This window comes from Agrococcus sp. SCSIO52902 (assembly GCF_022983135.1).
GTDB lineage: Bacteria > Actinomycetota > Actinomycetes > Actinomycetales > Microbacteriaceae > Agrococcus > Agrococcus sediminis.
In genome coordinates this window covers 572,409-595,207 of the sequence record NZ_CP095269.1, presented here as the reverse complement: position 1 = coordinate 595,207, position 22,799 = coordinate 572,409, and the positions used below count along the sequence as shown (strand labels likewise).

Genomic DNA, 22,799 nt, shown 5'->3' with positions numbered 1-22,799 from the left:
GGAGCATGCGGCCATCGGCGCGCGACGAGGCGCTCATGCGGCTCGCGCTCGAGCAGGCGGCCGCGGCCGAGCGCACCGCCGACGTGCCGGTCGGCGCCGTCGTCGTCGACGCATCCGGCACCGTCATCGGCACCGGCCGCAACGAGCGCGAGGCGCGCCACGACCCGACCGCGCACGCCGAGGTCGTGGCGCTGCGCGAGGCCGCGGCGGCGCTCGGCTCGTGGAGGCTCGACGGATGCGCGCTCGTCGTGACGCTCGAGCCGTGCGTCATGTGCGCGGGCGCGATCCTCGCGAGCCGCGTCGCACGCGTCGTGTTCGGCGCGTGGGACGAGAAGGCCGGCGCCGCCGGCAGCGTCGTCGACGTGCTGCGGGAGCGGCGGCTGCCGCACCGCGTCGAGGTGGTCTCGGGCGTGCTCGCCGACGAGGCCGAGGCGCAGCTGCGCGCCTTCTTCGCCGAGCGCCGCTGAGCGCTGGTATGCCCGCCGGGCGCCGTCGCTCGACCGGCTCCGTGCGGCGCCGATCGGACTATCCGGCCGGCCGCGCAGAGAGCCGGTCGACGAACGGGGCGCGGGCAGCCGCCGGGGCGCTCAGCCCCAGAACACCGCGATCAGCAGATTGACGAGCGCAAGCCCGCCGGCGATGTGGAAGAACGTCTTGACGCGCGGCTCGGGCAGCGAGACGTCGGCCACCGGCCGGGCGCCGCCGGCCGCGAGGCCCGCCTTCTCCGCGCGGATCGCACGGCCGCGCAGGAAGCCCAGCAGCGCCGCGACGAACACGACGACCGCGATGAGGCCCTTGATGCCGAGCTTCATGTGGTTCACGTCGCCGTCGCCCGCCATCGCGAGGCCGTAGAGGGCGACGCCAGAGACGAGCTGCAGCGAGGCGCCGATCAGCATCATCGTGAAGTTGAAGCCGGTCTTCGCCCGCATCTGCAGGAAGAAGGTGCCGACCAGCAGCGAAGCGCCGATCAGGTGCAGGGCGACGAGCAGCGAGTGCAGGAACTCCATGCAGACAGCCTACACACTTGCCGCCGGAGCGGTCAGTTGCCCGACTGGATGACGATGTGGTCGGTCGACGGGGCGATGTCGGGCCGGTGGACGACGAGGTCGGGCTCGATGTAGATCACCCGCGCGTGCGGCACCTCGGTGCGCAGCATCGACTCGAGGTCGTTGATGGTGCCCGCCACGTGCTCGATGTCGGACTGCGGCGGGAACGCCACCTTCGCGGCGATCATGAGCTCGTCGGGGCCCAGGTAGAGCGTCTTCATGTGGATGAGCGACTCGACCCCGGGGGAGGCGTTCAGGATGCGCTGGATCTTCGCGTGGTCCTCGCGCGTCGCGCCCTCGCCGATCAGCAGCGACTTCATCTCGATCGCGAGCACGATCGCGACCGCGATCAGCAGCGCGCCGATCATGAGCGTGCCGATCGCGTCGAAGAGCGGGTTGCCGGTCAGCACCGACAGGCCCACCGCGGCGAACGCGAAGACGAGGCCGAGCAGCGCCGCGAGGTCCTCGAGCAGGATGACGGGCAGCTCCGGGCTCTTCGCCTTGCGGATGAAGCTCCACCAGCTCGCCTTGCCGCGCACCGCGTTGGCCTCCTTGATGGCCACGCGGATCGAGAACGACTCGAGCACGATCGCGATGCCGAGCACCGTCAGCGGCAGCCACGGCACCTCGATCTCGTGCGGCTCGCGGATCTTCGAGATGCCCTCGTAGATCGAGAACAGGCCGCCGACCGAGAAGAGCACGAGCGCCACGATGAACGCCCAGACGTAGCGCTCGCGGCCGTAGCCGAACGGATGCTCCTCGCTCGCCCGCTTCTTGGCCAGCCGCCCGCCCAGCAGCAGCAGCAGCTGGTTGCCGGCGTCGGCGACCGAGTGGATGGCCTCGGCCAGCATCGATGCGGAGCCCGAGAAGAACCAGGCGATGAACTTGGTGATGGCGATGCCGGTGTTCGCGAGGAACGCCGCGACGACCGCCTTCGTACCGTGGGATGCGCTCACGGCGGCGAGTCTACGCGCGGGACGGTGGCGGCTCGCCCCGACTAGCCTGGGCGGCATGACCGACCTCCTCCCTCCCATCGCCATGCTCGGCGTCGGCTCCATGGGCGGCGCGATCCTCACCGGCCTCGCCCACCACGGCGCGGAGCGCATCGTCGTCACGAACCGCACGGCCGAGAAGGCCGCGGGCATCCGGCTCGACGGCGTGGAGTCGATCGCGCTCGCCGAGGAGCCCGGCGGCAACGCGCGAGCGGTCGCCGGCGCGAAGCTCGTCGTGCTCGGCGTGAAGCCCGCGGGCATCGTCGACCTCGCGCGCGAGATCGCGCCGCACCTGGAGCCGGATGCGGTGGTCGTCTCGATCGCGGCGGGCACGACGACGGCGTCCATCGAGGCCGCGCTGCCCGCATCCGTCCCCGTGGTGCGGGCGATGCCGAACACGCCGTCGCACGTCGGGCTCGGCGTGACGGGCGTCGCCGGCGGCGCGCGCGCCTCGGCGGACGACGTGGCGCTCGTGGCGCGCATGTTCGAGGCGGTCGGCGAGGTGATCGTGCTCGACGAGTCGCAGATCGACGCGCTGTCGACCATCTCGGGCTCGGGCCCGGCCTACGTCTTCCTGCTCATCGAGGAGCTCACCGGCGCGGCGGAGCGCATGGGCTTCACCCCCGAGCAGGCGGCGACGATGGTGCAGGGCACGTTCCGCGGCGCGAGCGAGCTGCTCGCCGCCGACGGCGCCGAGCCGGCAGAGCTGCGCCGTCGCGTGACGAGCCCGAAGGGCACGACGGAGCGCGCCGTCGCCGTGCTGCAGGAGGCCCGCCTCGGCGAGGTCTTCGACTGCGCGACCGCCGCGGCGCTCGCGCGCGCGCAGGAGCTCGCCGCCGGGTGACGCGCGTCAGCGCAGGTGGCTGCCGAGGCGTCGCGCGCGCTGCACGACGCGCAGCAGCTCCGCGGGCGACAGCTCGAGCTGCGCCGGGAGCGCGACCGGGGCAGGCTCCCGCAGCAGCCTGCCGTTGAGCAGCGCCCCGAGCCGCGCGGGCAGCGGCAGCGCCCGCAGCTGGTCGGCGACGTGCTCCTCGCGCGGCAGCAGCACCGCGAAGCGCTGGCCGAGCAGCGTCTCGAGGCGCGCGGAGCGCACGTGCGCCCACTGCACCCGCGAGCCGCCGCCGAGCATCGCGCCGTCGGCGGTGAGCACGACCGCGCGCGACGCCGTCGACGACCGCGCGCACGACCACCTGCCCGGAGCGCTCGAGCTCCTCGATGGCGGCGTCGGCGGTCCGTGCCACGCGCTAGACCTGGTCGCCGTCGACGTACTGCCAGCCGCGGTCGCGGCGGAAGCGGCTGAGCTCGCGCATCGAGCCGCGCGCGCCCTCGGCCGTCCAGTGCGACTCGAACGTCACCGTGCCCTCGCGGTCGAACGGGCCTCCGCCCGACGTGCCGAGCACGTCGAGCCGCAGCCAGCGGATGCCCGGGTCGAGCTCGAGGGAGCGCGGGCGCGTCGAGGAGTGCCACGACGCGAGCAGCCAGTCGACGTCGCCGACGGCGAAGGCCGTGAAGCGGGAGCGCATGAGCGCCTCGGCGGTGGCGGCCTCGCGCTCGCCGCTCAGCACGGGCCCGCAGCACTCGCCGAAGGTGAGCCCCGTGCCGCAGGGGCAGCGCCGGGCGTCGTCGGGCACGGCCGCGCGCTCGGCCCGCTCAGGCACTCAGGCCCGCGAACCGCTCGATGTCGTTCTGGTTGCCCGACACGATGATGAGGTCGTGGTTCGAGACGATCGTCTCGGGGGTCGCGTAGGTGAACTCGCCGCCCGGGCTCTTCACGCCCACCACGGTCAGGTGGTACTTCGAGCGGATGCGCGACTCGGCGAGCGTGACGCCGCGGATGTGCTTCGGCGGGTACATCTTCACGATCGCGAACTGGTCGTCGAACTGGATGTAGTCGAGCATCCGCCCCGACACGAGGTGCGCGACGCGCTCGCCGGCCTCGGCCTCGGGGTAGATGACGTGGTTCGCGCCGATGCGGCTGAGGATCTTGCCGTGCGACTGGCTGATCGCCTTCGCCCAGATCTGCGGCACGCCGAGGTCGACGAGGTTGGCGACGATGAGCACCGACGCCTCGATCGAGGAGCCCACCGCGCACACCGCGATCGAGAAGTCGCCCGCGCCGACCTGCTTGAGCGCGTCGATCGAGCGGGCGTCGGCCTGCACCGTGTGCGTGAGCCGCTCCGACCACTTCTGCACGAGGTTGATGTCGTCGTCGATCGCGAGCACCTCGCGGTCGAGGCGCGCGAGCTGCCCTGCGGTGGCGGCGCCGAAGCGGCCGAGCCCGATGACGAGCACCGGGGCGTCGTGCGGGATCCTGTCAACCAACGATCGGCCTCTCCTCGGGGCGAGTGAACAGCTGCGTGGTCTGGCTCGCCGCCAGCGCCGCGGCGAGCGTCACACTACCAATGCGCCCGACGAACATGGTCAGGGCCAGGATGACCTTGGCCGGGTCCTCGAGGCCGGGCTGCGTGAAGCCCGTGGAGAGCCCCACCGTGGCGAACGCGCTGATGACGTCGAACAGCACGAACGACAGCGGCGCACCGGTGATCTCGAGCAGCACGATCGTGACGCCCGCGACGATGGTCGCGCTCCACAGGGTGACCGAGACGGCCAGGCGGAGCACGTCGGAGGGGATGCGCCGGCCGAACGCCTCCATCGACTTGCGGCCGCGCGCCTCGGCGATCGCGGCGAGGAAGAGGATCGCGAGGGTCGTCACCTTGATGCCGCCCGCGGTCGACGCGGAGCCGCCGCCGACGAACATGAGCATGTCGGTCACGAGCAGGCTCGAGTTGTGCAGCAGCCCGAGGTCCTCGAGGGCGAAGCCGCCCGAGCGCGCCATCGTCGACAGGAAGAAGGCGTGCAGCACCTGCTGACCGAAGTCGGCCGTGCCCCAGGAGTCGGCGTTGCCCCACTCGAGCACGAGGTAGGCCAGGCCGCCCGCGAAGAAGAGCATGAGCGAGACGGAGATCGTGAGCTTGACGTGGAGCGACCACTGGCGGGGCGCGCCCAGGTGGCGCAGCAGCACGAAGTAGACGGGGAAGCCGAGCGAGCCGATGAAGACGCCGACCATCATGACGCCGAGGAACCACGGGTCGGTCGCGTACGGCTCGAGCCCCTCGACGGTGGGCACGAAGCCCGAGTTCGTGAACGACATGAACGACCAGTAGGTCGCCTCGTAGAGGGCGGTGAGGAACGGCTTGCCCTCGAGCAGGATGCGCGGCAGCAGCAGCACGATGAGCGCCGCTTCGAACACGGCCACCGAGAGCGCCACGGTGCGCAGCAGTCCGCCGACCTCGCCGAGCCGGATGGCCTGGCTCTCCTTCACCACCCCCTTGCGCACGCGGGACGGGTTGGAGTCGCTCGCGGCCATGAGCCGCTGGCGCAGGCCGAGCTTGCGGGCCACGGTGAGGCCAAGGATCGAGGCGAGCGTCAGCACGCCGATGCCGCCCACCTGCACGCCCACCATCACGACCGCGTTGCCGAAGGGGCTCCAGTGGGTGGCCATGTCGACGACCGTCAGCCCCGTCACGCACACGACGCTCACGGCCTGGAAGAACGCATCCACGAACGGCGTCGGCTCGCCGGTGGCCGTGGCCCACGGCGTCATGAGCAGCACCGCGAAGAGCAGGTTCATGCTCGCGAAGACCATGATCGCGAACCGCGCCGGGTACGCCCCGGCGAACTGCTCGAGGCCGTCGCGCCATCGACTCGGGAGCGCCGTCATCCCCGGCGTCCGCTGCTCCGCCACCTGCTGCGCCTTCCGCGGGATCGAAGCGCCGCAGGGCGGCGCAGGACGGGGCAAGCGTAGTCCCGTCGGGCGCGAGCCGCGTGCGAGGGTGGTTTGTCGCGCCTGGCGCCGCGCTGGCATGCTGTGCGCATGGCCGACATCTTCTCCGTCATCGCGGACAGCACGCGACGCGACATCCTGGGCGTCCTGCTCGAGCGCCGCGCGGCGACGGGAGAGGCGAGCGTGAGCCAGATCGTCGACGCGCTCGGCGTGCCGCAGCCGACGGTGTCGAAGCACCTCCGCACCCTGCGCGACGCGGGCCTCGTCACGGTGCGCGAGGACGGCCAGCACCGCCACTACGCGATCGTGCTGGCGCCGTTCGACGAGATCGACGACTGGCTGATGCCGTTCATCTTCGCCGAGGGCGAGCAGGACGAGGCGTCGCTCGGCGCCGCCGCGTTCGCCGCCTGGGCGGGCGTGCAGGTGCCGGCGCCGCTGCGCGCGGCGGCCGACCAGGCCCGCCTCGCGGCGGAGCAAGCGCGCGTCGCCGCCGAGCAGGCGCTCGCGCGCATGAGCGACCGCGTCGAGCACCCGGCCCCCGTCGGCGCATCGCTCGGCCGGAGGGCGGCCGAGGGCATGCACGACCTGCAGGACCGCGTGCAGGAGGCCCGCGACCGCATCCACGAGGTGCAGGACCGCCTGCACGAGATGCAGTCGCGCGCGTCGCAGCGCCTCGACGACGCCAAGGGCAAGCTGCGCAAGCGCGAGGAGGACGAGCGCCGCGCCGCGCTCGGCGAGGACGGCCACGCCGCCCGCGAGCAGGACGACTCCCGCCTCGACTGACCCCGAGGGGCCGACATGCGGCTGCTCGCCGCGTTCGGGTACGATGTCGAGAGCGTTTTCCCTGCGCGGACCTCGAGGTCGTGCAGCGTCAGCGAGCAATCCCGATCGGAAGTGAGGAACCTCTATGGGTTCTGTGGTGAAGAAGCGCCGCAAGCGCATGGCGAAGAAGAAGCACCGCAAGCTGCTTCGCAAGACGCGCCACCAGCGTCGCAACCGCAAGTAAGCCGGTTGCATCCAGAGCCGGGACCTGCATCAGCAGGCTCCCGGCTTCTGCATGTCCGGGCCGCGGCCGGCCGCGCCGGGCGACCTAGGCTGGGCGCATGGTCGAGATCACCTTCATCGCCAAGCCCGGCTGCCACCTCTGCGACGAGGCGAGGCCCGTCGTCGAGCGCGTCGTCGCCGGCTTCCCCGGCGCGACGATGCACGAGGTGTCGATCCTCGACGACCCCGCGCTCGAGGCGCGCTGGAGCGAGGACATCCCCGTCGTGCTCATCGACGGGCGCCCGCACTCCTCCTGGCGCGTCGACCCCGTGAAGCTGGCCGAGCGCATCCGGGCCCGCCTTACGGCGTGAGGCGCGTCGGCCCGCGGAACAGGTAGGTCGTCTCGCGGATCGAGCCGAGGCCCAGCAGCAGCATGACGACGCGCGCGAGGCCCATGCCGAAGCCGCCGTGCGGGGGCACGCCGTAGCGGAAGAAGTCGAGGTACTCCTCGAGCTCGGCGGGGTTCATGCCCTTCTCGACGATCTGCGCCTCGAGCACGTCGACGCGGTGCTCGCGCTGCGCGCCCGTCGAGATCTCGACGCCGTTGTAGATGAGGTCGTACGAGTTGGTGACGTCGTCGCGGCCCTCGGGGCGCAGGTGGTAGAACGGCCGCACGCTCGACGGGTACTCGGTCACGAAGACGAAGTCGTGGCCGGTCGTCTCCTTGACGTGCGCCGAGATCTGCCGCTCGGCCTCCGGGTCGAGGTCGCCGTCCTGCCGCTCGATCGTGTGGCCGCGGGCCTCGACGATCGCCTTCACCTCGGCGTGGGGGATGCGCGGGAACGGCAGGGCGGGCACCTGCACCTCGATGCCGAAGTGCTCCTGGATCTCGGCGCCGTGGCGCTCGACGACGGCGGCGAGCGCCTTCGCCAGCAGCCTCTCGTGCAGCTGCATGACGTCCTCGTGCGTGTCGATCCACGAGATCTCGGAGTCGATCGACGTGAACTCGGTCGCGTGGCGGCTCGTGAAGGAGGGGTCGGCGCGGAAGGCCGGGCCGATCTCGAAGATCTTGCCGAAGCCGGCCGCCTGCGCCATCTGCTTGAAGAGCTGGGGCGACTGCGCGAGGTACGCGGTGGTCTCGAAGTAGGGCACCTCGAAGAGCTCGGCGCGCGACTCGGAGGCCGTCGCCATGAGCTTCGGCGTGTGCAGCTCGATGAAGCCCTCGTCGATCCAGTTCTGGCGCATCGCGTGCTCGATGGTCGTCTGCACGCGGAAGATGAGCTGCGCCTCGGGGCGGCGCAGGTCGAGGAAGCGCCAGTCGAGGCGCTTGTCGATCGACGAGTCCTCGGCGATCGGGGAGTCCTTGGCGACCGACTCGACCGTGAGGGAGCCGACCTTCACCTCGAGCCCGCCGAGCTTCACGCGCTCGTCGGCCTTCAGGTCGCCCGCCACCGTGACGAACGAGCCGTGCATGAGGCCCGAGATGGTCGCGGCGGTCTCTGCCGTCTCGTCGTTCACCGGGTTCACGAGCTGCGCCGAGCCCGACTCGTCGCGCAGGATCACGAACTGCACGCGCTTCTGGTCGCGCACCTTCTCGACCCAGCCCTGCACGTGCACGGGGCCGTCGGGGAGCGATGCGAGGTCCTTGATGAGAGTCCGAGTCACGGGCCGATCCTACCGACGCCGCGCGGGGCCGCCGCGCCGGAGCTCCCCGCCGACGGTCGCGACGAGCGCCCAGCCGGCCACGAGCACGACGGCCGCGGCGCCGAGCGCGACCCAGCCGGCGGCGGCCGGCACTGACGCATCCGACGCCTCCGAGAGCACGAGCAGGGCGACGCCCGCGACCGCGAGCACGAGCACCGCGAGCGCCACGGGCGTGCCGTGCGCGCGGTGCGCGACGTAGCGCGCCCACGTCCAGAGCAGGCCCGCGCCCGCGGCGGCGACGAGCGCGATCGCGAGCGGGACGAGGAGGGGCACGGAGACATCCTCCCAGGCTCGGGCATCATGGGAATCGTCGCTACGATGGCTTCATGCCCTCCCGTCGTCTCCATCTCGTGCGCCACGGCGAGGTGCGCAACCCCGAGCGCGTGCTCTACGGCCGCATGCCGGGCTACCTGCTCTCGGAGCGCGGGCAGCGCATGGCGCAGCTCGCCGTCGACCACCTCGCCACCGGCCCGGCCGCGCGCAGCGTGGTGCGGCTGGCCGCGAGCCCGCTCGAGCGCGCCCAGCAGTCGGCCGAGCCGTGGGCGGCCGCGTTCGGGCTCGAGACCCGCACCGAGCACCGCATCATCGAGCCGACGAACGACTTCGAGGGCAAGACGTTCGAGGCGAGCGGGGCGCTGCGCCACCCGTCGGCGTGGCCGCTGCTGCGCAACCCCTTCCGTCCCTCGTGGGGCGAGCCCTACCGGGCGATCGCGCAGCGCGTCGTCGCCGCGATGGAGGACGCGTGGGATGAGCTCGACGAGTCGGAGGACGACGGCGACATCGTCATGGTGAGCCACCAGTCGCCGATCTGGATGGCGCACCTCGAGCTCGCCGGCAAGCGGCTCTGGCACGACCCGCGCACGCGCCGCTGCCAGCTCTCCTCGATCACGAGCTTCGCCCGCGTCGACGGCCGCTTCACCGAGATCGACTACGCCGAGCCGGCCGCCGAGGTCGACGCGATCGACGCGGGAGCGGTGTGATGGGGCGGATGCGCAAGGTCGCGGCCGCGGTCGCTGTCGCGTCGGCGCTCGTGCTGGTCGGCTGCTCGAGCGCCGACGGCGTGGCGGGGCAGGTCGGCGACGCCGGCTACATCGCGGGCGACGGCGTCGTCACCGAGATCGCGCCCGACCAGCGGCAGACGCCGGGCGACTTCGCCGGCGCGCTCGCCGACGGCGGGCAGTTCGACTCCTCCGAGCTCGACGGGGTCGCGCTCGTGAACTTCTGGTACGCCGCGTGCCCGCCGTGCCGGGTCGAGGCGCCGGTGCTCGCCGAGCTGCACGCCGAGTTCGGCGACCGCGTCGACTTCATCGGCATCAACACTCGCGACGGCGCGGCGCAGGCGACCGCGTTCGAGGAGCAGTTCGGCATGGAGTACCCGTCGGTGCTCGACGACGAGACCGCGTCGGGGCAGCTCGCCTTCACCGGCATCGTGGCTCCCAACGCAGTGCCGACCACGCTCGTGCTCGACGCCGAGGGCCGGGTCGCCGCGCGCGTCTCGGGCGCCGTGACCGACACGAGCATCCTCTCGACACTGCTGCAGGAGGAGCTCGAGCGGTGATCGCCTCCGCCGCCCTGGGCACGCTCGCCGCCGCCGCCGACCCGGCGCTGCTGCTCGATCCGGCGGGCGCCGTGCTGAGCGGCCAGCTGCTCGTCTCGATCCCGATCGCGCTGCTCGCTGGGCTCGTCTCGTTCGCGAGCCCGTGCATCCTGCCGCTCGTGCCCGGCTACCTCGGCCTCGTCGGCTCGCTCGTGGGCCGCGACGGCAGCCGCGGCAGGCTCGTCGCCGGCGTCTCGCTGTTCATCGCCGGCTTCGCGCTCGTGTTCGTGCTCGGCAACGCCATCGTGGGCGCCGTGAGCGCCTTCCTGCTGCAGCACAGCGACCTGCTCGTGCGCATCCTCGGCGGCGTGCTCATCGTGCTCGGGCTCGTCTTCGTCGGTCAGTTCTCGTTCCTCCAGCGCGTCTGGAAGCCGCAGCAGGTGCGCGCGGGCGGCCTGTGGGCGGCGCCGCTCGTCGGCATCGTCTTCGCCCTCGGCTGGACCCCGTGCTCCGGCCCCACGCTCGCCGCCATCAGCGCGCTCACGGTCACGACCGGCTCCGCCTCCCAGGGCGCGGTGCTCGGCCTCGCCTACGCGCTCGGGCTCGGCATCCCGTTCCTGCTCGTCGCGCTCGGCCTCGGCTGGGCGGGCGGCGCGGTCGCGTGGCTGCGCCGGCACATCCGCCTCATCAACATCCTGGGCGGCGCGATGCTCATCGCGATCGGCGTCCTCATGGTCACCGGTGCGTGGAACGCCATCATGCAATCGCTCCAGGGTTGGATCGCCTCCGTTGTCACGATCATCTGAGTCGGGCTCCGACCCGCTGCGGCCGGGCGACCACGTCGACGCGCCCGCCGAGGCGACGCGGCAGCCTGGCGACCCGAGGCTCGACGCGCGCGGCTGGGGGCGGTTCCTCTGGCGGCAGCTCACCTCGATGCGCACGGCGATCGTGCTGCTGCTGCTCCTCGCGGTCGCGGCGATCCCCGGCAGCCTCGTGCCGCAGCGATCCTCCGACCCCAACGGCGTCATCCAGGTGCGCGCCGACAATCCCGAGCTCGTGTGGCTCTACGACGCGCTCTCGCTGCACGACGTCTACTCGAGCCCCTGGTTCTCGGCCATCTACCTGCTGCTGTTCACCTCGCTCGTCGGGTGCGTCATCCCGCGCCTCGTGCACCACTGGCGCGCCATGCGGGCGCTGCCGCCGCGCACCCCCGCCCGGCTGTCGCGGCTCGTGGGGTTCCAGACCGTGCCCGGCGACGCATCCGACCTCGACCGCGCCGACCGCGTGCTGCGCCGGCTCGGCTACCGCACGACCCGCTACGGCGACTCGATCTCGGCCGAGCGCGGCTACCTCCGCGAGACCGGCAACCTGCTCTTCCACATCTCGATGCTCGCGCTGCTCGTCGTCATCGGCATCGGCTCGGGCTTCGGCTACAGCGGGCAGCGGCTCGTGATCGAGGGGCGCGGCTTCGCCAACACGCTCTCGAGCTACGACTCGTTCACCGCCGGGCAGTGGTTCGACGACGCGGGGCTCGCGCCGTTCGCGGTGCAGCTCGACGACCTCGACGTCGTCTACGAGACCGAGAACCCCAACGCCGTCGGCGCGCCGCTCGACTTCACGGCGCACGTGTCGGTGACCGAGGGCGGCGAGGCGCGCGCGGCGCAGATCAAGGTGAACGAGCCGCTCGCCGTCGCGGATGCCGACCTCTACCTCATCTCGAACGGCTACGCCCCGCGCATCTCGGTGCGCGACAGCGAGGGGCAGGTCGTCTACGACGAGTACACGCCGTTCCTCGCGCAGGACGACCTCATGACGAGCCTCGGCGTCATGAAGCTGCCGGACGGGCTCGAGGAGCAGCTCGGCCTGCGCGGCTTCTTCTACCCGACCGCGGTCGTGCAGGACACGGGAGCGCTCGCCTCGGCCTACCCCGACCTCGCGAACCCCGTGCTGTCGCTGCAGGCGTTCACCGGCGACCTCGGGCTCGACTCGGGCATCCCGCGCTCGGTGTATGCCCTCGAGACCGAGGAGATGACGCAGATCGCCGGCGGCGACAGCGGCGTCGACGCGCTCACGATGGTGCCGGGGCAGACGCTCGACATCCCCGGCGGGCTCGGCTCCATCACGTTCGAGGACGTGCGGCGCTACGGCGTGATCGAATCGCACGTCGACCACACACAGACCCCCGTCTTCTGGATCACCGTCGTGCTGTTCGTCTCGCTGCTCGCGTCGCTGCTCATCCCGCGCCGCCGCATGTGGGTGAAGGCGACGTCGGCCGGGCTCGAGCTCGCGGGCCTCGCGCGGGGCGAGGACCCGACGCTCGAGCGAGCCGTCGACGACCTGGGTCGGCGCATCGTCGAGCCCGCCGCCGCAGGCGGTCGCGCCGAGCGCGGGAGTACGATCGAACCGTGACCCCAGCAGACCTCAACGCCTACTCGCTGCTGCTCGTCTACTCGGCGATGGCGGTGTACACGCTGTCGTTCGTCGCCTACGCGGTCGACGTCGCGCGCCGCTCCGCCGCGAAGCCGGCACCCGCGACCGCGCGCGAGCTGGTCGGCGCGGGCGCGCCCGTCCCGCCCGCCGAGCTAGTCGCATCCGCCCCGCTGCCGGGCCGCGGCGCGCGCATCGGGTTCACGCTCATCGTCATCGCGTGGGCGCTGCACGTCGGCGGCGCGGTGCTGCGCGGGCTCTCCGCGGGCCGCGTGCCGTGGGCGAACATGTACGAGTTCGCGCTCACTGGCATCGCCGTGATCGTCGGCGTCTTCGTGCTCTCGCGCGTGTGGCGCGACCTCAACTTCCTCGGCGTCTTCATCTCGGGGCTCGCGACCGTCTTCCTCGGCGTCGCGACCGTCAACTTCTACGTCGCGCCCACGCCGCTGCCGCCGGCGCTGCAGTCGTACTGGCTCGTCATCCACGTCTTCGTCGCCACGCTCGCCACCGGCCTCTTCGCGCTGGGGTCGGGCCTCAGCATCCTGCAGCTCATCAAGGAGCGCCGCGACAACGGGTTCCTGCGGTCGCTGCCGTCGACGGTCGCCCTCGAGGACCTCGCGTACCGCGTCGGCGTGATCGGCTTCATCTCCTGGACGTTCACGCTCATCGCCGGCGCCATCTGGGCCGAGCACGCCTGGGGCCGCTACTGGGGCTGGGACACCAAGGAGGTGTGGACGTTCGTGATCTGGGTGATCTACGCCGGCTACATCCACGCCCGCGCCACGCGCGGCTGGCGGGGCTCCCGCTCGGCCTGGCTGCAGCTGGTCGGCTTCGCCGCCGTGCTCTTCAACTTCACGGTCGTCAACCTCTTCTTCAAGGGCCTGCACGCGTACAGCGGGCTGTAGGCCGCTCGCCGGCTGGCCGGCACGCGTGCTGGCTCATCGTTCGTCAACCGGCTCCGCGTGAGGGCGACCGGATAGTCCGGTCGGGCGCGCACCTGGCGGGTCGACGAACGGTGGCTTCCTACTCCTCCGCGACCGGCCGCGCGGCCCACGGCCGCCGCTCGTGCACGTCGCGGCGCACGAGCGCGAGGACCGCGTCGACGACGTACGCGGGGTCGAACAGCACCTGCTCGTAGGTGAAGCGCAGCACGCGGTACCCGAGCGCCGTCAGCTGGGCGTCCCGCCGGCGGTCGACGGCCTGCTGCGCGCGCGAGCCGTGCCACTCGACCGAGTCGATCTCCACGACCAGCGACCTGCCGATCAGGAAGTCGCAGAACTCGCCGGGCAGCAGCTGCGCCTGCTGCTCGAAGGCGATGCCGCAGCGCCGCAGGAGCGCCGCGAACGTCGACTCGGAGCCGGAGCCCGACAGGTGGCTGGCGCGCTCGAGGCCCGCTCGCCGCCGTGCGGGCAGCGCGGCGGCCGTCTCGTCGAGGTCGGAGCGCTGCACCTTCCCCTGCTGCAGCGCGGAGTCGGCAGCGGCGATGAGGTCGGAGATCGAGAGGCAGCCGGTGGCCACGGCGAGCGCGGCGACGACCCCGTCCACCGCATCCCAGGGGCGGAGGTCGAGCAGATGCGCATGCATGCGGTGCACGAGCACCCCGTCGCGTCCCTCGGCGCGGTCCACCCGCTCGCTGTGGGTCTCGCGGTTGACCCGCACGTGCAGGTCGTCGTCGCCGTGCGGCACCCAGACGCCGTGCGCGCGGAACGCCGAGACGCACGAGACGACGCCGCCGAGCCGCAGCGCGCGGGTCGCGTCGCTCTCGAGGCCGCTGAGCGCCACCCAGCCGCGGAGCGGCGTCCAGAGCGCGCCGCTGTCGCGGAGCCGGCGCAGCTCGGCGCGGGTCGCGTGCTCGGTCGCGGCGCTCGTGGTGCAGACGCCGCCCATGGCGCCGAGCCAGTCGAGGAAGTGCATGCGCCGGAGGATGGCGCGACGTGCGCACGGCCCGTCGCCCCGCGCATCCGCTCTGTGGAGAGCCCCGTTCGTCGACCGGCCAGGTGCGCGTCCGGCCGGACTATCCGGCCGGAGCCTCGCGGAGCCGGTTGACGAACGGGGCAGAGCCGGGCCGAGCGGGAGTCAGCGGCCGCGGGCGGCGAGGCGGACGGATGCGCCTCAGAGGTGGGGGAGCGCGGCCGCGAGGCGCGCGCGCCAGTGGGCGGTGCGCTCGGGCGACGCCGCGTGCGCCGCGAGCAGCGCCGGATCGGGCGCGACGCGGCCGGCCGGGATCGAGCCGCCGACCGGCACGAGCGGCTCGGCGACGTCGGCGGCGAGGAGCGCGCCCGTGCCCAGGCCGCAGTCGAAGGGCAGCTCGGGCAGCGCGGCCGCGAGCGCGGCCCCCATCGACAGCCCCACCGACGAGTCGAGTGCGCTCGAGACGACCGCCGGCAGCCCCGCGTCGGCGACGATCGCGAGCGCGGCGCGGATGCCGCCGAGCGGCTGCGCCTTCACGACCACCACGTCGGCCGCGCCGGCGCGCGCGACGAGCAGCGGATCCTCCGCCTTCCGCACCGACTCGTCGGCCGCGATCGGGATCGCCAGCCGGTGCAGCCTGGCCCGCAGCTCGGCGAGCTCGGGCACCGTGGCGCACGGCTGCTCGACGTACTCGAGGTCGAAGCGCTCGAGCGCGCGCACCGCGGTCTCGGCCTCGTCGACGCCCCACCCGCCGTTCGCGTCGACCCGGATCCGCGCATCCGGCAGCAGCGCGCGCACCTCGGCCACCCGCGCGACGTCGTCGGCGAGCACCTGGCCGGCCTCCGCCACCTTCACCTTCACGGTGCGGCAGCCGTCGTAGCGGGCGAGCACCGCGGCGACCGCGTCGGGCGCGACGGCGGGCAGCGTCGCGTTCACGGGCACGCGGTCGCGCACGGCGGCCGGGCGCTCCAGGTCGGCGTCCTCGAGCGCCGCGCGCAGCCACCGCGCGGCCTCCTCGGACCCGTACTCGAGGAAGGGGCTCCACTCGCCCCATCCCGCAGCGCCCGAGAAGAGCGCGACCTCGCGCACGTCGACGCCGCGGAAGCGCGTCACGAGCGGCAGCGAGACGACGTGCATGCGGTCGGCGAGCCGCTCGTAGGCGAGGTCCACGCGCCCATGCTCGCACGCCTGCCAGACTGTGCGGGTGAGCGAGCTGCCCTGGGTGACCGAGACGCGCGCGACCGGTGCGCGTCGCCGCAACCCGGTGTGGGGCGTCCTCGCGCTCGTGGCGGCGCTCGTGTGCGGCGCGATGTTCCTCGTCTCGGTCGGCATCGCGTTCGTCGAGCTCGACGGCCTCGTCATCTGGCTGCTGCCCGTGTGGGGCATCGTCACGCTGCTCTCGATCGCCTTCGCCATCACCGCCGCGGCGAAGCGCGGCACGGCCAACATCACGATGGCGGCGATCACCGGCGGGCTGCTCGTCATCTCGAACCCCGTGATCTTCCTGGTGATCGGCTTCGCACTGGGCCTGCTGCAGTAGCGGGGCGCGGATGCGGTGGCATCCTTGGGGCCATGGCGTCGGCGCCGCAGTTCCACATGCCCGACGAGGCGGAGCCGCCTCGCGAGGGCGGCGTGCGCCGCTCGCACATCGCGGTCGCGCTCGTGGCGCTGCTGGTGGGCGTCGGCGCGACGCTGGGCCTGCAGGCGCTCGCCGCGCAGAGCGGCCCGCGCTCGGAGCAGGCGGTGCGCGATGCAGTGCTCGGCTACCTCGGCGCGATCGCGGCTGGCGACGACGACACCGCCGACGCAGCGCTGCTCGGCTCGGCGCAGCGCGCGTCGGCGCAGCCGAGCTCGATCGCGGCGGACGGCCGGCTGCGCAGCCCGCGCATCACCGAGGTCGTGCTGGGCGACGGCACGGCGCGCGTCGACGTCTCGTACGCGGTCGCCGACCGCACGATCCTGAGCCGCATCGAGGCGGTCTTCGCCGACGGCGCCTGGCGCATGCAGCGCACGCTCGGCGAGCCGGTGTCGATCTCGTCGGCGCTGTCGGTGCCGGTGCAGGTCGACGCGATCGGTGTCGTGCTCGCGACCCGCAGCCTGCTGCTCCTGCCCGGCAGGCACACGATCGCCCCGATCGAGACGGCGCTCGTGACGATGTCCGGCAGCACCGTCGACGTCGACGGCGACCCGCGCACGCAGTCGGCGATCGACCTCGAGCCCACGCTCACCGCGGCCGCGCTCTCGCAGCTCGCCGCGACCGGCAGCGGCTTCGCGGCGGCGTGCAGCGCCGACCGCTCGTGCAATCTGCCCGCCGGCTTCAACGCCTCGACCCTGCCCGACCCGATCGTCGTGCCCTGGTCGGGGCAGGCGGGCGAGGTCGCCGTGCGCGTGCCGATCGCCTCCGGCGACGTCGGCACGGCGCTCGAGGTCGTGGGCCGCATGAGCCCCGACCTGTCGACGTTCGAGGGGATGCGCTGCGCGCTCGCGGGCGAGGAGCCCCGGCCGTGCGGGCCGTGACGACGCCGGCGCGCGCCCTCGCCCCGCGCTCGGCGGCTCGCCCGCGCGGCTGACGGCGCGCGTCCGCCGCGCCGCGTAGCATCGCCGCATGCTCGAGGACCTGCTGCACGAGACCGACGCGCCCGAGCGCGAGCCCGCGCCGCGCGACCGCGACCGCCGCAGCGCCCGCCGCGGCGCGCTGTCGCTCTGGCTCCTGGCGATCGCCGTCGTGCTCTACGGCGTCTCGCTCGCGCAGCAGATGAGCTACCTCTTCGCGCCGCGCCCGGGCGAGCTGCCGCTCGTCGTGGCGGTGCTCGTCGCCGCCGTGGTGCTCGGCCTCAGCGGCGTGGTGGTCGGATGCATCGCGGCGACGAAGCCGGACGGCCGCCGCACCGGCGTGTTCGGCGCCGCGCTGGGCCTCGGCCTGCTCGTGCTCTTCGCCGCGGCGAGCTGGTTCGGCTGGGGCTTCCTCTCGGCGCTCTCCGCCCCGGTCTGATCCGGGCATCCGGATAACGATCCGGGCACGGCGCACCCGCGCCGGGCGCGACCGCGCCAGGATGAGGGCGTGCCGACGGAGATGCCCGACTTCGCGATGCCGCCGGAGGCGGATGCTCCGGCGAGCGCCGCGGCGGCCGATGCGGCCCCCGCGACCGGCGCGGCCGGCGAGCCGTCCGCCGCGCCGCACGCCACGCATCCGGAGCGCTCGCGCGAGCCGGCGTCGCCGAGCGACGAGGACGAGGAGCCCTGGGGCCGGCCGGATCCGCAGCCGGTCCGGCGCCCGTGGCGCCTCCTGCTCGCCGCGACGCTCGTCGGCGTGCTGCTCGGGGCCGGGCTCGTCTCGGCGGTGCAGGGGATGGAGCGCGCGGCGGGCGACGGCGACCGGGCGCGGCTGACCGAGGCGGCGATGGCCTACCTCACGGCGATCGCGGACGGTCGAGCGGAGGAGGCGACGCGGCTCGTGCCGCCTCCCGGCCTCGCCGGGGCGGCCGATCTGCTCACCGACCCCGTCCTCGCAGCAGCGGGCCGGATCACCGAGCCGCAGGCGGGCTTCGCGCAGATCGAGGGCGACGAGGCGCGCATCGAGGTCGGCTTCGTGCTCGGCCGCACCGACGTCTCGCGCACGCTCGAGGCGGTGCGGGAGGCGGGCGGCTGGCGGGTGACGACCTCGCTCGCGGAGCGCGTGCAGAACTACGCCTACGGCCCCGGAACGTCGAGCGTGTCGCTCGCGGGCGTGCCGGCGGCGTCGGGCGAGCTGCTGCTCTACCCCGCGCTCTACATGACCGACGCCCACGACGACGGCTTCGTGAGCACGCAGTCGGTCACGTTCAGCGTCGACGGCGACGCGCGCACGGTGGTCGAGATCTCGCCGATGGTGCAGGTCGCGCCCGGCGTCGCCGAGCGGCTCGAGCCGGTCGCGATGGCGTTCGGGCTCGCGTGCCAGCTGCGCGAGGACTGCGGCATCCCGCCCGGCGAGCTCGTGCCGACCCATCAGGTGCAGCCGTACCTCGAGGGGGCGGATGCGACGCAGGCGTCGGTCTACCTCGCGCGCTCGACCGACGCAGGCGGCGAGCTCGAGTGGCACGAGGTGCGCATGCGCGGCGACTTCGCGGACGGCGCGGATCCGGGGGACTGGGAGTGCGGCATGCCGAGCCTCGGGACGGGGCAGGTCGAGGCCTGGGAGGCGTGCGTCCCGTAGGGCGGGAGCGGGTGCCTGAACGCGTCGATTCCTCACCAAGAGGACCCTGGTCAGAGGCGTCCCGCGGCGGGATGATTCGGCCATGTCGACAGACATGCCGCAGTTCGTGATGCCACCGCCGGTCGCGACCGAGCGGACCGTCGCCGACGGCGGGTTCCCCGGGCCCGGCGAGCTCGAAGGGCCGGCGGCCGCGCTCACGATGGCACCGGTGGTCGGGGCCCGCCCGCGAGCCTGGCTCGCGCGGGTGCTCGTCGCGGTGGGCGTCGCGGGCCTGCTGCTCGGGGCGGTGATCCAGGCCGGCGTCCACGGGGCCGCCGGCTCGGCCGCCGCCGCGCGAACGGCCGCGCTGCAGGCGACGGCGATGGAGTACCTCACCGCGATCGCGGAGGGTCGCGCCTCGGACGCCTCCGCGCTCGTGCCACCGACGCTGCGCGGCCAGCTCGCGCCCGACGAGGTGCTCGCGGCCGCGCGGCCGATCCGCGACTACTCCGCAGCGGTCGGGCACCTGGATGGCGCGACCGGCACGGTGGTCGTCGAGTACACCGTCGGCGGACTCGAGCTGCAGCGGCTGCTGCGCGCCGAGGAGGCCGACGGCGCCTGGCGCATCACGACGTCGCTCACCGAGATCCCCCAGGTGTACCAGGAGCACCAGCTGGCGCAGGTCTCCGTCGGATCCGTCGAGCTCGAGGCGAATCGGCGGATGCTGCTCTACCCGGGCGCCTACATGCAGGACGGCGTCGACACCGGGCTCTTCCGGTCGGTCGGCAACGCCTTCGTCGTCGACGGCGACCCGGCCTCCGTGACGGAGATCTGGAGCGGGCTCGAGCTCGACATGATGGTCGCGGTCGTCGCCGCCGACCTGGCGCTCGACATCGTGCACGACTGCCAGGCCGAGGCGAGCTGCGGCGTCGACGCCGAGGCGAGGGTGCAGCAGCTCGAGGAGCCGCACCTGCGCTCGGTGAAACCGCTGACGGGCGGCGTCGACATCGGCGCGCCGATCGCGATCGGCGACCGCTGGACGGAGGTGCGCATCCGCGCCCTGCCCGATCGCCTCACGGGCGCCGCCCAGTGGCTCTGCCCCGAGCCCGAGCGGCTCGACCTGCCGATCGTGCCCTGCGAGGAGTGAGCTGGGGCGCGGTGCGCGCCCCGCCGATCGGCACTGCGCCCCGCTCCCGGCCAGGCTCCGGTGGCTAGGGTGGAGCGGTGACCATCTCGCCCCTGTTCGACCCCGCCGAATGGGCCGACGCGGAGCCCGGGTTCGACGACATAACGGTGCACCGCTCGCGCGACGGGCGCATCGCGCGCATCGCCTTCGACCGGCCCGAGGTGCGCAACGCCTTCCGGCCGCGCACCGTCGACGAGCTCTACCGCGCGCTCGACGCCGCGCGGCAGGACAGCCGCATCGGCGTGGTGCTGCTGACCGGCAACGGGCCGAGCCCGAAGGACGGCGGCTGGGCGTTCTGCTCCGGCGGCGACCAGCGCATCCGCGGCCGCGACGGCTACAAGTACGCCGAGGGCGAGACCGCGGGCTCCATCGACCCCGCGCGCTCCGGCCGCCTCCACATCCTCGAGGTGCAGCGACTCATCCGCTTCATGCCGAAGGTCGTCATCGCGGTCGTGCCCGGCTGGGCGGCCGGCGGCGGCCACTCGCTGCACGTGGTCTGCGACCTGACGATCGCGAGCGCCGAGCACGGCCGCTTCAAGCAGACGGATGCCGACGTCGGGTCGTTCGACGCGGGCTACGGCTCCGCCTACATGGCGCGCCAGACGGGGCAGAAGTTCGCGCGCGAGGTCTTCTTCCTCGCCCGGGAGTACTCGGCGCAGCGGGCGCTCGAGGCGGGCGCGATCAACGCGGCCGTGCCGCACGAGGAGCTCGAGGCGACGGCGCTCGACTGGGCCCGCGAGATCCTGACGAAGAGCCCCACGGCCATCCGGATGCTGAAGTTCGCCTTCAACGCCGTCGACGACGGGCTCGTGGGCCAGCAGATCTTCGCCGGCGAGGCGACCCGCCTCGCGTACGGCACCGACGAGGCGGTCGAGGGGCGCGACGCGTTCCTCGAGAAGCGGGAGCCCGACTGGTCCCCGTTCCCCTGGCACTACTGAGCAGCGAAGGCACGGACGACCGAGGAGGTGCGAGCATGGCGATCGTCGTCGAGACGAGCGGCTCCAGCGGCGTGCCCAAGCGCGTCATCATCTCCGACGAGGCCATCGCCGCCTCGACCGACGCGGCCAACGAGCGGCTCGGCGGCCCCGGCCAGTGGGTGCTCGCGCTGCCCGAGCAGTACATCGCCGGCCGCAACGTGATCTGGCGGAACGCCGCCTCCGGCGCGCCGCTCGTGCGCACCGAGGGGTCGTTCACCGCCGAGGCCTTCGTCGAGGCCGTGCAGAGCCTCGAGCACGAGCGCAAGTTCACGTCGCTCGTGCCGACGCAGCTCGCGCGGCTCGTCGACGCGGCGATGCTCGACCGCTCCTTCATCGGGCCCATCGCGCGCCTCGACCGCATCCTGCTCGGCGGCCAGCGTGCGCCGTTCGGCCTCATCGAGCGGGCGGCGCGGCTCGGCTGGCGCATCACGCGCACGTACGGGGCGACCGAGACGGTCGGCGGGTGCGTGTGGGACGGCCGTCCGCTGCGCGACGTGAAGATCCGCCTCACCGACCAGATCGAGATCGCCGGGCCGCAGCTCGCCGACGGCTACGAGGATGCGGCGCTCACCGAGAAGCGGTTCGTCACCGACAGCTCCGGCACCCGCTGGTACAAGACGGGCGACGCCGGCAGCCTCGTCGGCGGCACGCTGCAGGTGTCGGGCCGCATCGACGACGTCATCAACTCCGGCGGCATCAAGATCTCGCTCGCGGCGGTCGAGCACGTGGTGCAGACGTTCGCGCCCGACGCGGTCGTCGTCGCCGCGCCGCACCCCGAGTGGGGCGAGGTGCCCGCGGTCGTCACGACGCTCAAGCCCTCGCTCGCCGAGATCCGCGCCGCCGTGGGGAACGCGCTCGGCAAGCCCGCCCGGCCCAACCACCTGGTGACGGTGTCGGTCATGCCGACCACCGCATCCGGCAAGCCCGACCGCAAGCGCCTGGCCCGGCTCGTCGCGAGCCGCACCCAGGAGCGCCGCCGCCGCGGCATCTTCGGCTGACGCCGCCGCGCGCCGTCCGTCAACCGGCTCCGTGCGGGGTCGACCGGACTATCCGGTCGGCGCGGCGCTGAGCCGGTCGAGCGACGGGCCGGCCGCGGCCGCCCGGCTACGATCGAGGCGATGGCCTCTCCCCGCTCCGGCAACCCCGCTCGCCGCGCCCAGCACGAGGGCACCGCGCCCTCGCCCGCCACCTGGCGCGACTGGATCGCCGCCGCCCGGCCCCGCACGCTCGGCATGGCGATCGCGCCGGTCGCGCTCGGCAGCGCGGCCGCGTTCAACGCCGAGGGCTTCCACCTCGGCATCGCGCTCGCGTGCCTCGCGCTCGCGCTCTGCATGCAGATCGGCGTGAACTTCGCCAACGACTACTCCGACGGGGTGCGGGGCACGGATGCGGTGCGCGTCGGGCCGGGACGCCTCGTCGGCGCCGGCAAGGCCAGCCCGGTCGCCGTGCGGAACGTCGCGATCGGCTTCCTCGCCGCCGGTGCGGTCGCCGGACTCGTCGTCGTGCTCGTGAGCGGCCGCTGGCTGCTGCTCGTGGTCGGCGTCGTCTGCATCCTCGCCGCGTGGGGCTACACGGGCGGCAAGCGCCCCTACGGCTACTACGCGCTCGGCGAGCTCATGGCGTTCCTCTTCTTCGGCCCGGTCGCCGTCGCCGGCACGACCTACGCGATCATCGGCCGCGTCACCGAGGACTCCCTCGCGCTCGGCGCGGCGATCGGCGCCATCTCGGCCGCGCTCATGCTCTGCAACAACCTGCGCGACATCGAGACCGACCGCACGGCCGGCAAGCGCAGCCTCGCCACCCTCATCGGCCGCCGGGCGTCGAAGGCGCTCTACGTGGCGCTCATGCTCGTGCCGTTCGTCATCCTGTGGATCTTCTCCTACGCGCTCGCCTACGGCTTCGCGGTCTTCGCGGTGCTGCTGCTCGCGGGGCCGGCGATGGTGATCGTGGTCATGGCGCGCTCGCCGCGCGACCTCATCACGGCGCTGGGCCTCACCGGCATGACGGCGCTGCTCTACGGCGTCGGCCTCGCGATAGCGATCTGGGCCGGCCCGGCGGGCTTCATCACCGCCTGACGCGG

28 protein-coding genes are annotated in these 22,799 nt (G+C 73.4%); 18 read left to right on the top strand and 10 right to left on the bottom strand.

Translation table 11 applies throughout. The features are described from left to right. Positions 1–5: 5 nt before the first annotated feature. A complete protein-coding gene (gene tadA, locus MU522_RS02930) occupies positions 6–467 on the top strand; it encodes a tRNA adenosine(34) deaminase TadA (RefSeq protein WP_246992348.1) in 462 nt (153 codons plus the stop codon). A 120-nt stretch (positions 468–587) separates the two neighbouring features. On the opposite strand, the gene MU522_RS02925 is transcribed toward tadA, so the two are convergent. Together MU522_RS02925 and MU522_RS02920 are read right to left on the bottom strand one after the other, a co-directional pair. Then, the gene (locus MU522_RS02925) at positions 588–1,007 is read right to left on the bottom strand and encodes a hypothetical protein (protein WP_128189192.1); all 420 of its coding nucleotides are present in this window, start codon (positions 1,005–1,007) and stop codon (positions 588–590) included. A 32-nt stretch (positions 1,008–1,039) separates the two neighbouring features. Further along, positions 1,040–2,002 (bottom strand): cation diffusion facilitator family transporter, encoded by a 963-nt coding sequence (locus tag MU522_RS02920; RefSeq protein ID WP_246992346.1) that lies wholly within the window; start codon positions 2,000–2,002, stop codon positions 1,040–1,042. Between the two features lie 55 nt (positions 2,003–2,057). On the opposite strand from MU522_RS02920, the gene proC reads away from it, so the two are divergent. Then, positions 2,058–2,882, top strand: a complete 825-nt coding sequence (proC, locus tag MU522_RS02915) for a pyrroline-5-carboxylate reductase (RefSeq protein WP_246992344.1) — start codon at positions 2,058–2,060, stop codon at positions 2,880–2,882. Between the two features lie 6 nt (positions 2,883–2,888). Here proC and MU522_RS02910 read toward each other — a convergent pair whose 3' ends face one another. The 4 genes from MU522_RS02910 to MU522_RS02895 form a co-directional block, all read right to left on the bottom strand. After that, on the bottom strand, positions 2,889–3,188 hold the full coding sequence (locus MU522_RS02910) for a hypothetical protein (RefSeq protein WP_246992342.1): 300 nt from the start codon (positions 3,186–3,188) through the stop codon (positions 2,889–2,891). A 94-nt stretch (positions 3,189–3,282) separates the two neighbouring features. Further along, positions 3,283–3,696, bottom strand: a complete 414-nt coding sequence (locus tag MU522_RS02905; RefSeq protein WP_225792667.1) for a YchJ family metal-binding protein — start codon at positions 3,694–3,696, stop codon at positions 3,283–3,285. Continuing rightward, entirely contained in the window at positions 3,689–4,360 is a 672-nt protein-coding gene (locus tag MU522_RS02900) for a TrkA family potassium uptake protein (protein WP_128189196.1), read from the bottom strand. Before MU522_RS02900 ends, MU522_RS02905 begins: the two co-directional genes overlap by 8 nt. Beyond that, complete coding sequence (locus MU522_RS02895) at positions 4,353–5,783, bottom strand: potassium transporter TrkG (protein ID WP_318655683.1); 1,431 nt, start codon at positions 5,781–5,783, stop codon at positions 4,353–4,355. The genes MU522_RS02900 and MU522_RS02895 overlap by 8 nt, the downstream gene beginning before the upstream one ends. A 129-nt stretch (positions 5,784–5,912) precedes the next feature. Between MU522_RS02895 and MU522_RS13300 the strand changes: the two genes are divergently transcribed. The 3 genes from MU522_RS13300 (at position 5,913) to MU522_RS02880 (ending at position 7,177) form a co-directional block, all read left to right on the top strand. Beyond that, entirely contained in the window at positions 5,913–6,605 is a 693-nt protein-coding gene (locus tag MU522_RS13300; protein ID WP_348645602.1) for a metalloregulator ArsR/SmtB family transcription factor, read from the top strand. Positions 6,606–6,729: 124 nt separating this feature from the next. After that, positions 6,730–6,828, top strand: coding sequence for an AURKAIP1/COX24 domain-containing protein (locus tag MU522_RS02885; RefSeq protein ID WP_021011861.1), 99 nt, complete (start codon positions 6,730–6,732; stop codon positions 6,826–6,828). 97 nt (positions 6,829–6,925) lie between these two features. Next, entirely contained in the window at positions 6,926–7,177 is a 252-nt protein-coding gene (locus MU522_RS02880; protein WP_246992340.1) for a glutaredoxin family protein, read from the top strand. On the opposite strand, the gene aspS is transcribed toward MU522_RS02880, so the two are convergent. Together aspS and MU522_RS02870 are read right to left on the bottom strand one after the other, a co-directional pair. Next, positions 7,167–8,471 carry an aspartate--tRNA(Asn) ligase gene (gene aspS, locus MU522_RS02875; protein ID WP_246992337.1) on the bottom strand — a complete coding sequence of 435 codons (1,305 nt, stop codon included), beginning with the start codon at positions 8,469–8,471 and terminating at the stop codon, positions 7,167–7,169. The genes MU522_RS02880 and aspS overlap by 11 nt on opposite strands. A 9-nt stretch (positions 8,472–8,480) precedes the next feature. Further along, positions 8,481–8,783, bottom strand: a complete 303-nt coding sequence (locus tag MU522_RS02870; protein WP_246992335.1) for a hypothetical protein — start codon at positions 8,781–8,783, stop codon at positions 8,481–8,483. Positions 8,784–8,836: 53 nt separating this feature from the next. Here MU522_RS02870 and MU522_RS02865 point away from each other — a divergent pair, with 53 nt between their 5' ends. The 5 genes from MU522_RS02865 to ccsB are packed head-to-tail and all read left to right on the top strand — an operon-like array spanning position 8,837 to position 13,379. Further along, positions 8,837–9,490 (top strand): histidine phosphatase family protein, encoded by a 654-nt coding sequence (locus MU522_RS02865; protein ID WP_246992333.1) that lies wholly within the window; start codon positions 8,837–8,839, stop codon positions 9,488–9,490. An 8-nt stretch (positions 9,491–9,498) separates the two neighbouring features. Then, positions 9,499–10,068 carry a TlpA disulfide reductase family protein gene (locus MU522_RS02860; protein WP_246992331.1) on the top strand — a complete coding sequence of 190 codons (570 nt, stop codon included), beginning with the start codon at positions 9,499–9,501 and terminating at the stop codon, positions 10,066–10,068. A 47-nt stretch (positions 10,069–10,115) separates the two neighbouring features. Further along, positions 10,116–10,853 carry a cytochrome c biogenesis protein CcdA gene (locus MU522_RS02855; RefSeq protein WP_246993414.1) on the top strand — a complete coding sequence of 246 codons (738 nt, stop codon included), beginning with the start codon at positions 10,116–10,118 and terminating at the stop codon, positions 10,851–10,853. Beyond that, on the top strand, positions 10,837–12,456 hold the full coding sequence (locus MU522_RS02850) for a cytochrome c biogenesis protein ResB (RefSeq protein WP_246992328.1): 1,620 nt from the start codon (positions 10,837–10,839) through the stop codon (positions 12,454–12,456). Before MU522_RS02855 ends, MU522_RS02850 begins: the two co-directional genes overlap by 17 nt. A 47-nt stretch (positions 12,457–12,503) precedes the next feature. Beyond that, positions 12,504–13,379 (top strand): c-type cytochrome biogenesis protein CcsB, encoded by an 876-nt coding sequence (gene ccsB, locus MU522_RS02845; RefSeq protein ID WP_246993412.1) that lies wholly within the window; start codon positions 12,504–12,506, stop codon positions 13,377–13,379. Positions 13,380–13,497: 118 nt separating this feature from the next. On the opposite strand, the gene MU522_RS02840 is transcribed toward ccsB, so the two are convergent. After that, entirely contained in the window at positions 13,498–14,388 is an 891-nt protein-coding gene (locus MU522_RS02840; RefSeq protein WP_246992326.1) for a DUF559 domain-containing protein, read from the bottom strand. Between the two features lie 198 nt (positions 14,389–14,586). Continuing rightward, positions 14,587–15,555 (bottom strand): o-succinylbenzoate synthase, encoded by a 969-nt coding sequence (locus tag MU522_RS02835; protein ID WP_281440016.1) that lies wholly within the window; start codon positions 15,553–15,555, stop codon positions 14,587–14,589. Positions 15,556–15,589: 34 nt separating this feature from the next. Here MU522_RS02835 and MU522_RS02830 point away from each other — a divergent pair, with 34 nt between their 5' ends. The 8 genes from MU522_RS02830 (at position 15,590) to MU522_RS02795 (ending at position 22,794) form a co-directional block, all read left to right on the top strand. Then, entirely contained in the window at positions 15,590–15,925 is a 336-nt protein-coding gene (locus MU522_RS02830) for a hypothetical protein (RefSeq protein WP_246992324.1), read from the top strand. Positions 15,926–15,957: 32 nt separating this feature from the next. Beyond that, positions 15,958–16,902, top strand: coding sequence for a hypothetical protein (locus MU522_RS02825; RefSeq protein ID WP_246992322.1), 945 nt, complete (start codon positions 15,958–15,960; stop codon positions 16,900–16,902). Positions 16,903–16,990: 88 nt separating this feature from the next. Further along, entirely contained in the window at positions 16,991–17,377 is a 387-nt protein-coding gene (locus MU522_RS02820; RefSeq protein ID WP_128189211.1) for a hypothetical protein, read from the top strand. Between the two features lie 69 nt (positions 17,378–17,446). Further along, the gene (locus tag MU522_RS02815; RefSeq protein WP_246992320.1) at positions 17,447–18,577 is read left to right on the top strand and encodes a hypothetical protein; all 1,131 of its coding nucleotides are present in this window, start codon (positions 17,447–17,449) and stop codon (positions 18,575–18,577) included. A gap of 82 nt (positions 18,578–18,659) precedes the next feature. Then, a complete protein-coding gene (locus MU522_RS02810; protein WP_246992318.1) occupies positions 18,660–19,703 on the top strand; it encodes a hypothetical protein in 1,044 nt (347 codons plus the stop codon). A 77-nt stretch (positions 19,704–19,780) separates the two neighbouring features. Beyond that, a complete protein-coding gene (locus MU522_RS02805) occupies positions 19,781–20,680 on the top strand; it encodes a 1,4-dihydroxy-2-naphthoyl-CoA synthase (RefSeq protein WP_246992316.1) in 900 nt (299 codons plus the stop codon). Between the two features lie 35 nt (positions 20,681–20,715). Beyond that, positions 20,716–21,717, top strand: a complete 1,002-nt coding sequence (locus MU522_RS02800) for an AMP-binding protein (protein ID WP_128189215.1) — start codon at positions 20,716–20,718, stop codon at positions 21,715–21,717. A 120-nt stretch (positions 21,718–21,837) separates the two neighbouring features. Further along, the gene (locus tag MU522_RS02795; RefSeq protein WP_246992314.1) at positions 21,838–22,794 is read left to right on the top strand and encodes a 1,4-dihydroxy-2-naphthoate polyprenyltransferase; all 957 of its coding nucleotides are present in this window, start codon (positions 21,838–21,840) and stop codon (positions 22,792–22,794) included. Positions 22,795–22,799 lie beyond the last annotated feature (5 nt).

Coding starts and splice junctions, on each gene's coding strand:
- tadA (WP_246992348.1), top strand. CDS start 6: ATGCGGCCATCGGCGCGCGACGAGGCGCTCATGCGGCTCGCGCTCGAG.
- MU522_RS02925 (WP_128189192.1), bottom strand. CDS start 1,007: ATGGAGTTCCTGCACTCGCTGCTCGTCGCCCTGCACCTGATCGGCGCT.
- proC (WP_246992344.1), top strand. CDS start 2,058: ATGACCGACCTCCTCCCTCCCATCGCCATGCTCGGCGTCGGCTCCATG.
- MU522_RS13300 (WP_348645602.1), top strand. CDS start 5,913: ATGGCCGACATCTTCTCCGTCATCGCGGACAGCACGCGACGCGACATC.
- MU522_RS02885 (WP_021011861.1), top strand. CDS start 6,730: ATGGGTTCTGTGGTGAAGAAGCGCCGCAAGCGCATGGCGAAGAAGAAG.
- MU522_RS02880 (WP_246992340.1), top strand. CDS start 6,926: ATGGTCGAGATCACCTTCATCGCCAAGCCCGGCTGCCACCTCTGCGAC.
- MU522_RS02865 (WP_246992333.1), top strand. CDS start 8,837: ATGCCCTCCCGTCGTCTCCATCTCGTGCGCCACGGCGAGGTGCGCAAC.
- MU522_RS02860 (WP_246992331.1), top strand. CDS start 9,499: ATGCGCAAGGTCGCGGCCGCGGTCGCTGTCGCGTCGGCGCTCGTGCTG.
- ccsB (WP_246993412.1), top strand. CDS start 12,504: ATGGCGGTGTACACGCTGTCGTTCGTCGCCTACGCGGTCGACGTCGCG.
- MU522_RS02840 (WP_246992326.1), bottom strand. CDS start 14,388: ATGCACTTCCTCGACTGGCTCGGCGCCATGGGCGGCGTCTGCACCACG.
- MU522_RS02825 (WP_246992322.1), top strand. CDS start 15,958: ATGGCGTCGGCGCCGCAGTTCCACATGCCCGACGAGGCGGAGCCGCCT.
- MU522_RS02820 (WP_128189211.1), top strand. CDS start 16,991: ATGCTCGAGGACCTGCTGCACGAGACCGACGCGCCCGAGCGCGAGCCC.
- MU522_RS02810 (WP_246992318.1), top strand. CDS start 18,660: ATGTCGACAGACATGCCGCAGTTCGTGATGCCACCGCCGGTCGCGACC.
- MU522_RS02800 (WP_128189215.1), top strand. CDS start 20,716: ATGGCGATCGTCGTCGAGACGAGCGGCTCCAGCGGCGTGCCCAAGCGC.
- MU522_RS02795 (WP_246992314.1), top strand. CDS start 21,838: ATGGCCTCTCCCCGCTCCGGCAACCCCGCTCGCCGCGCCCAGCACGAG.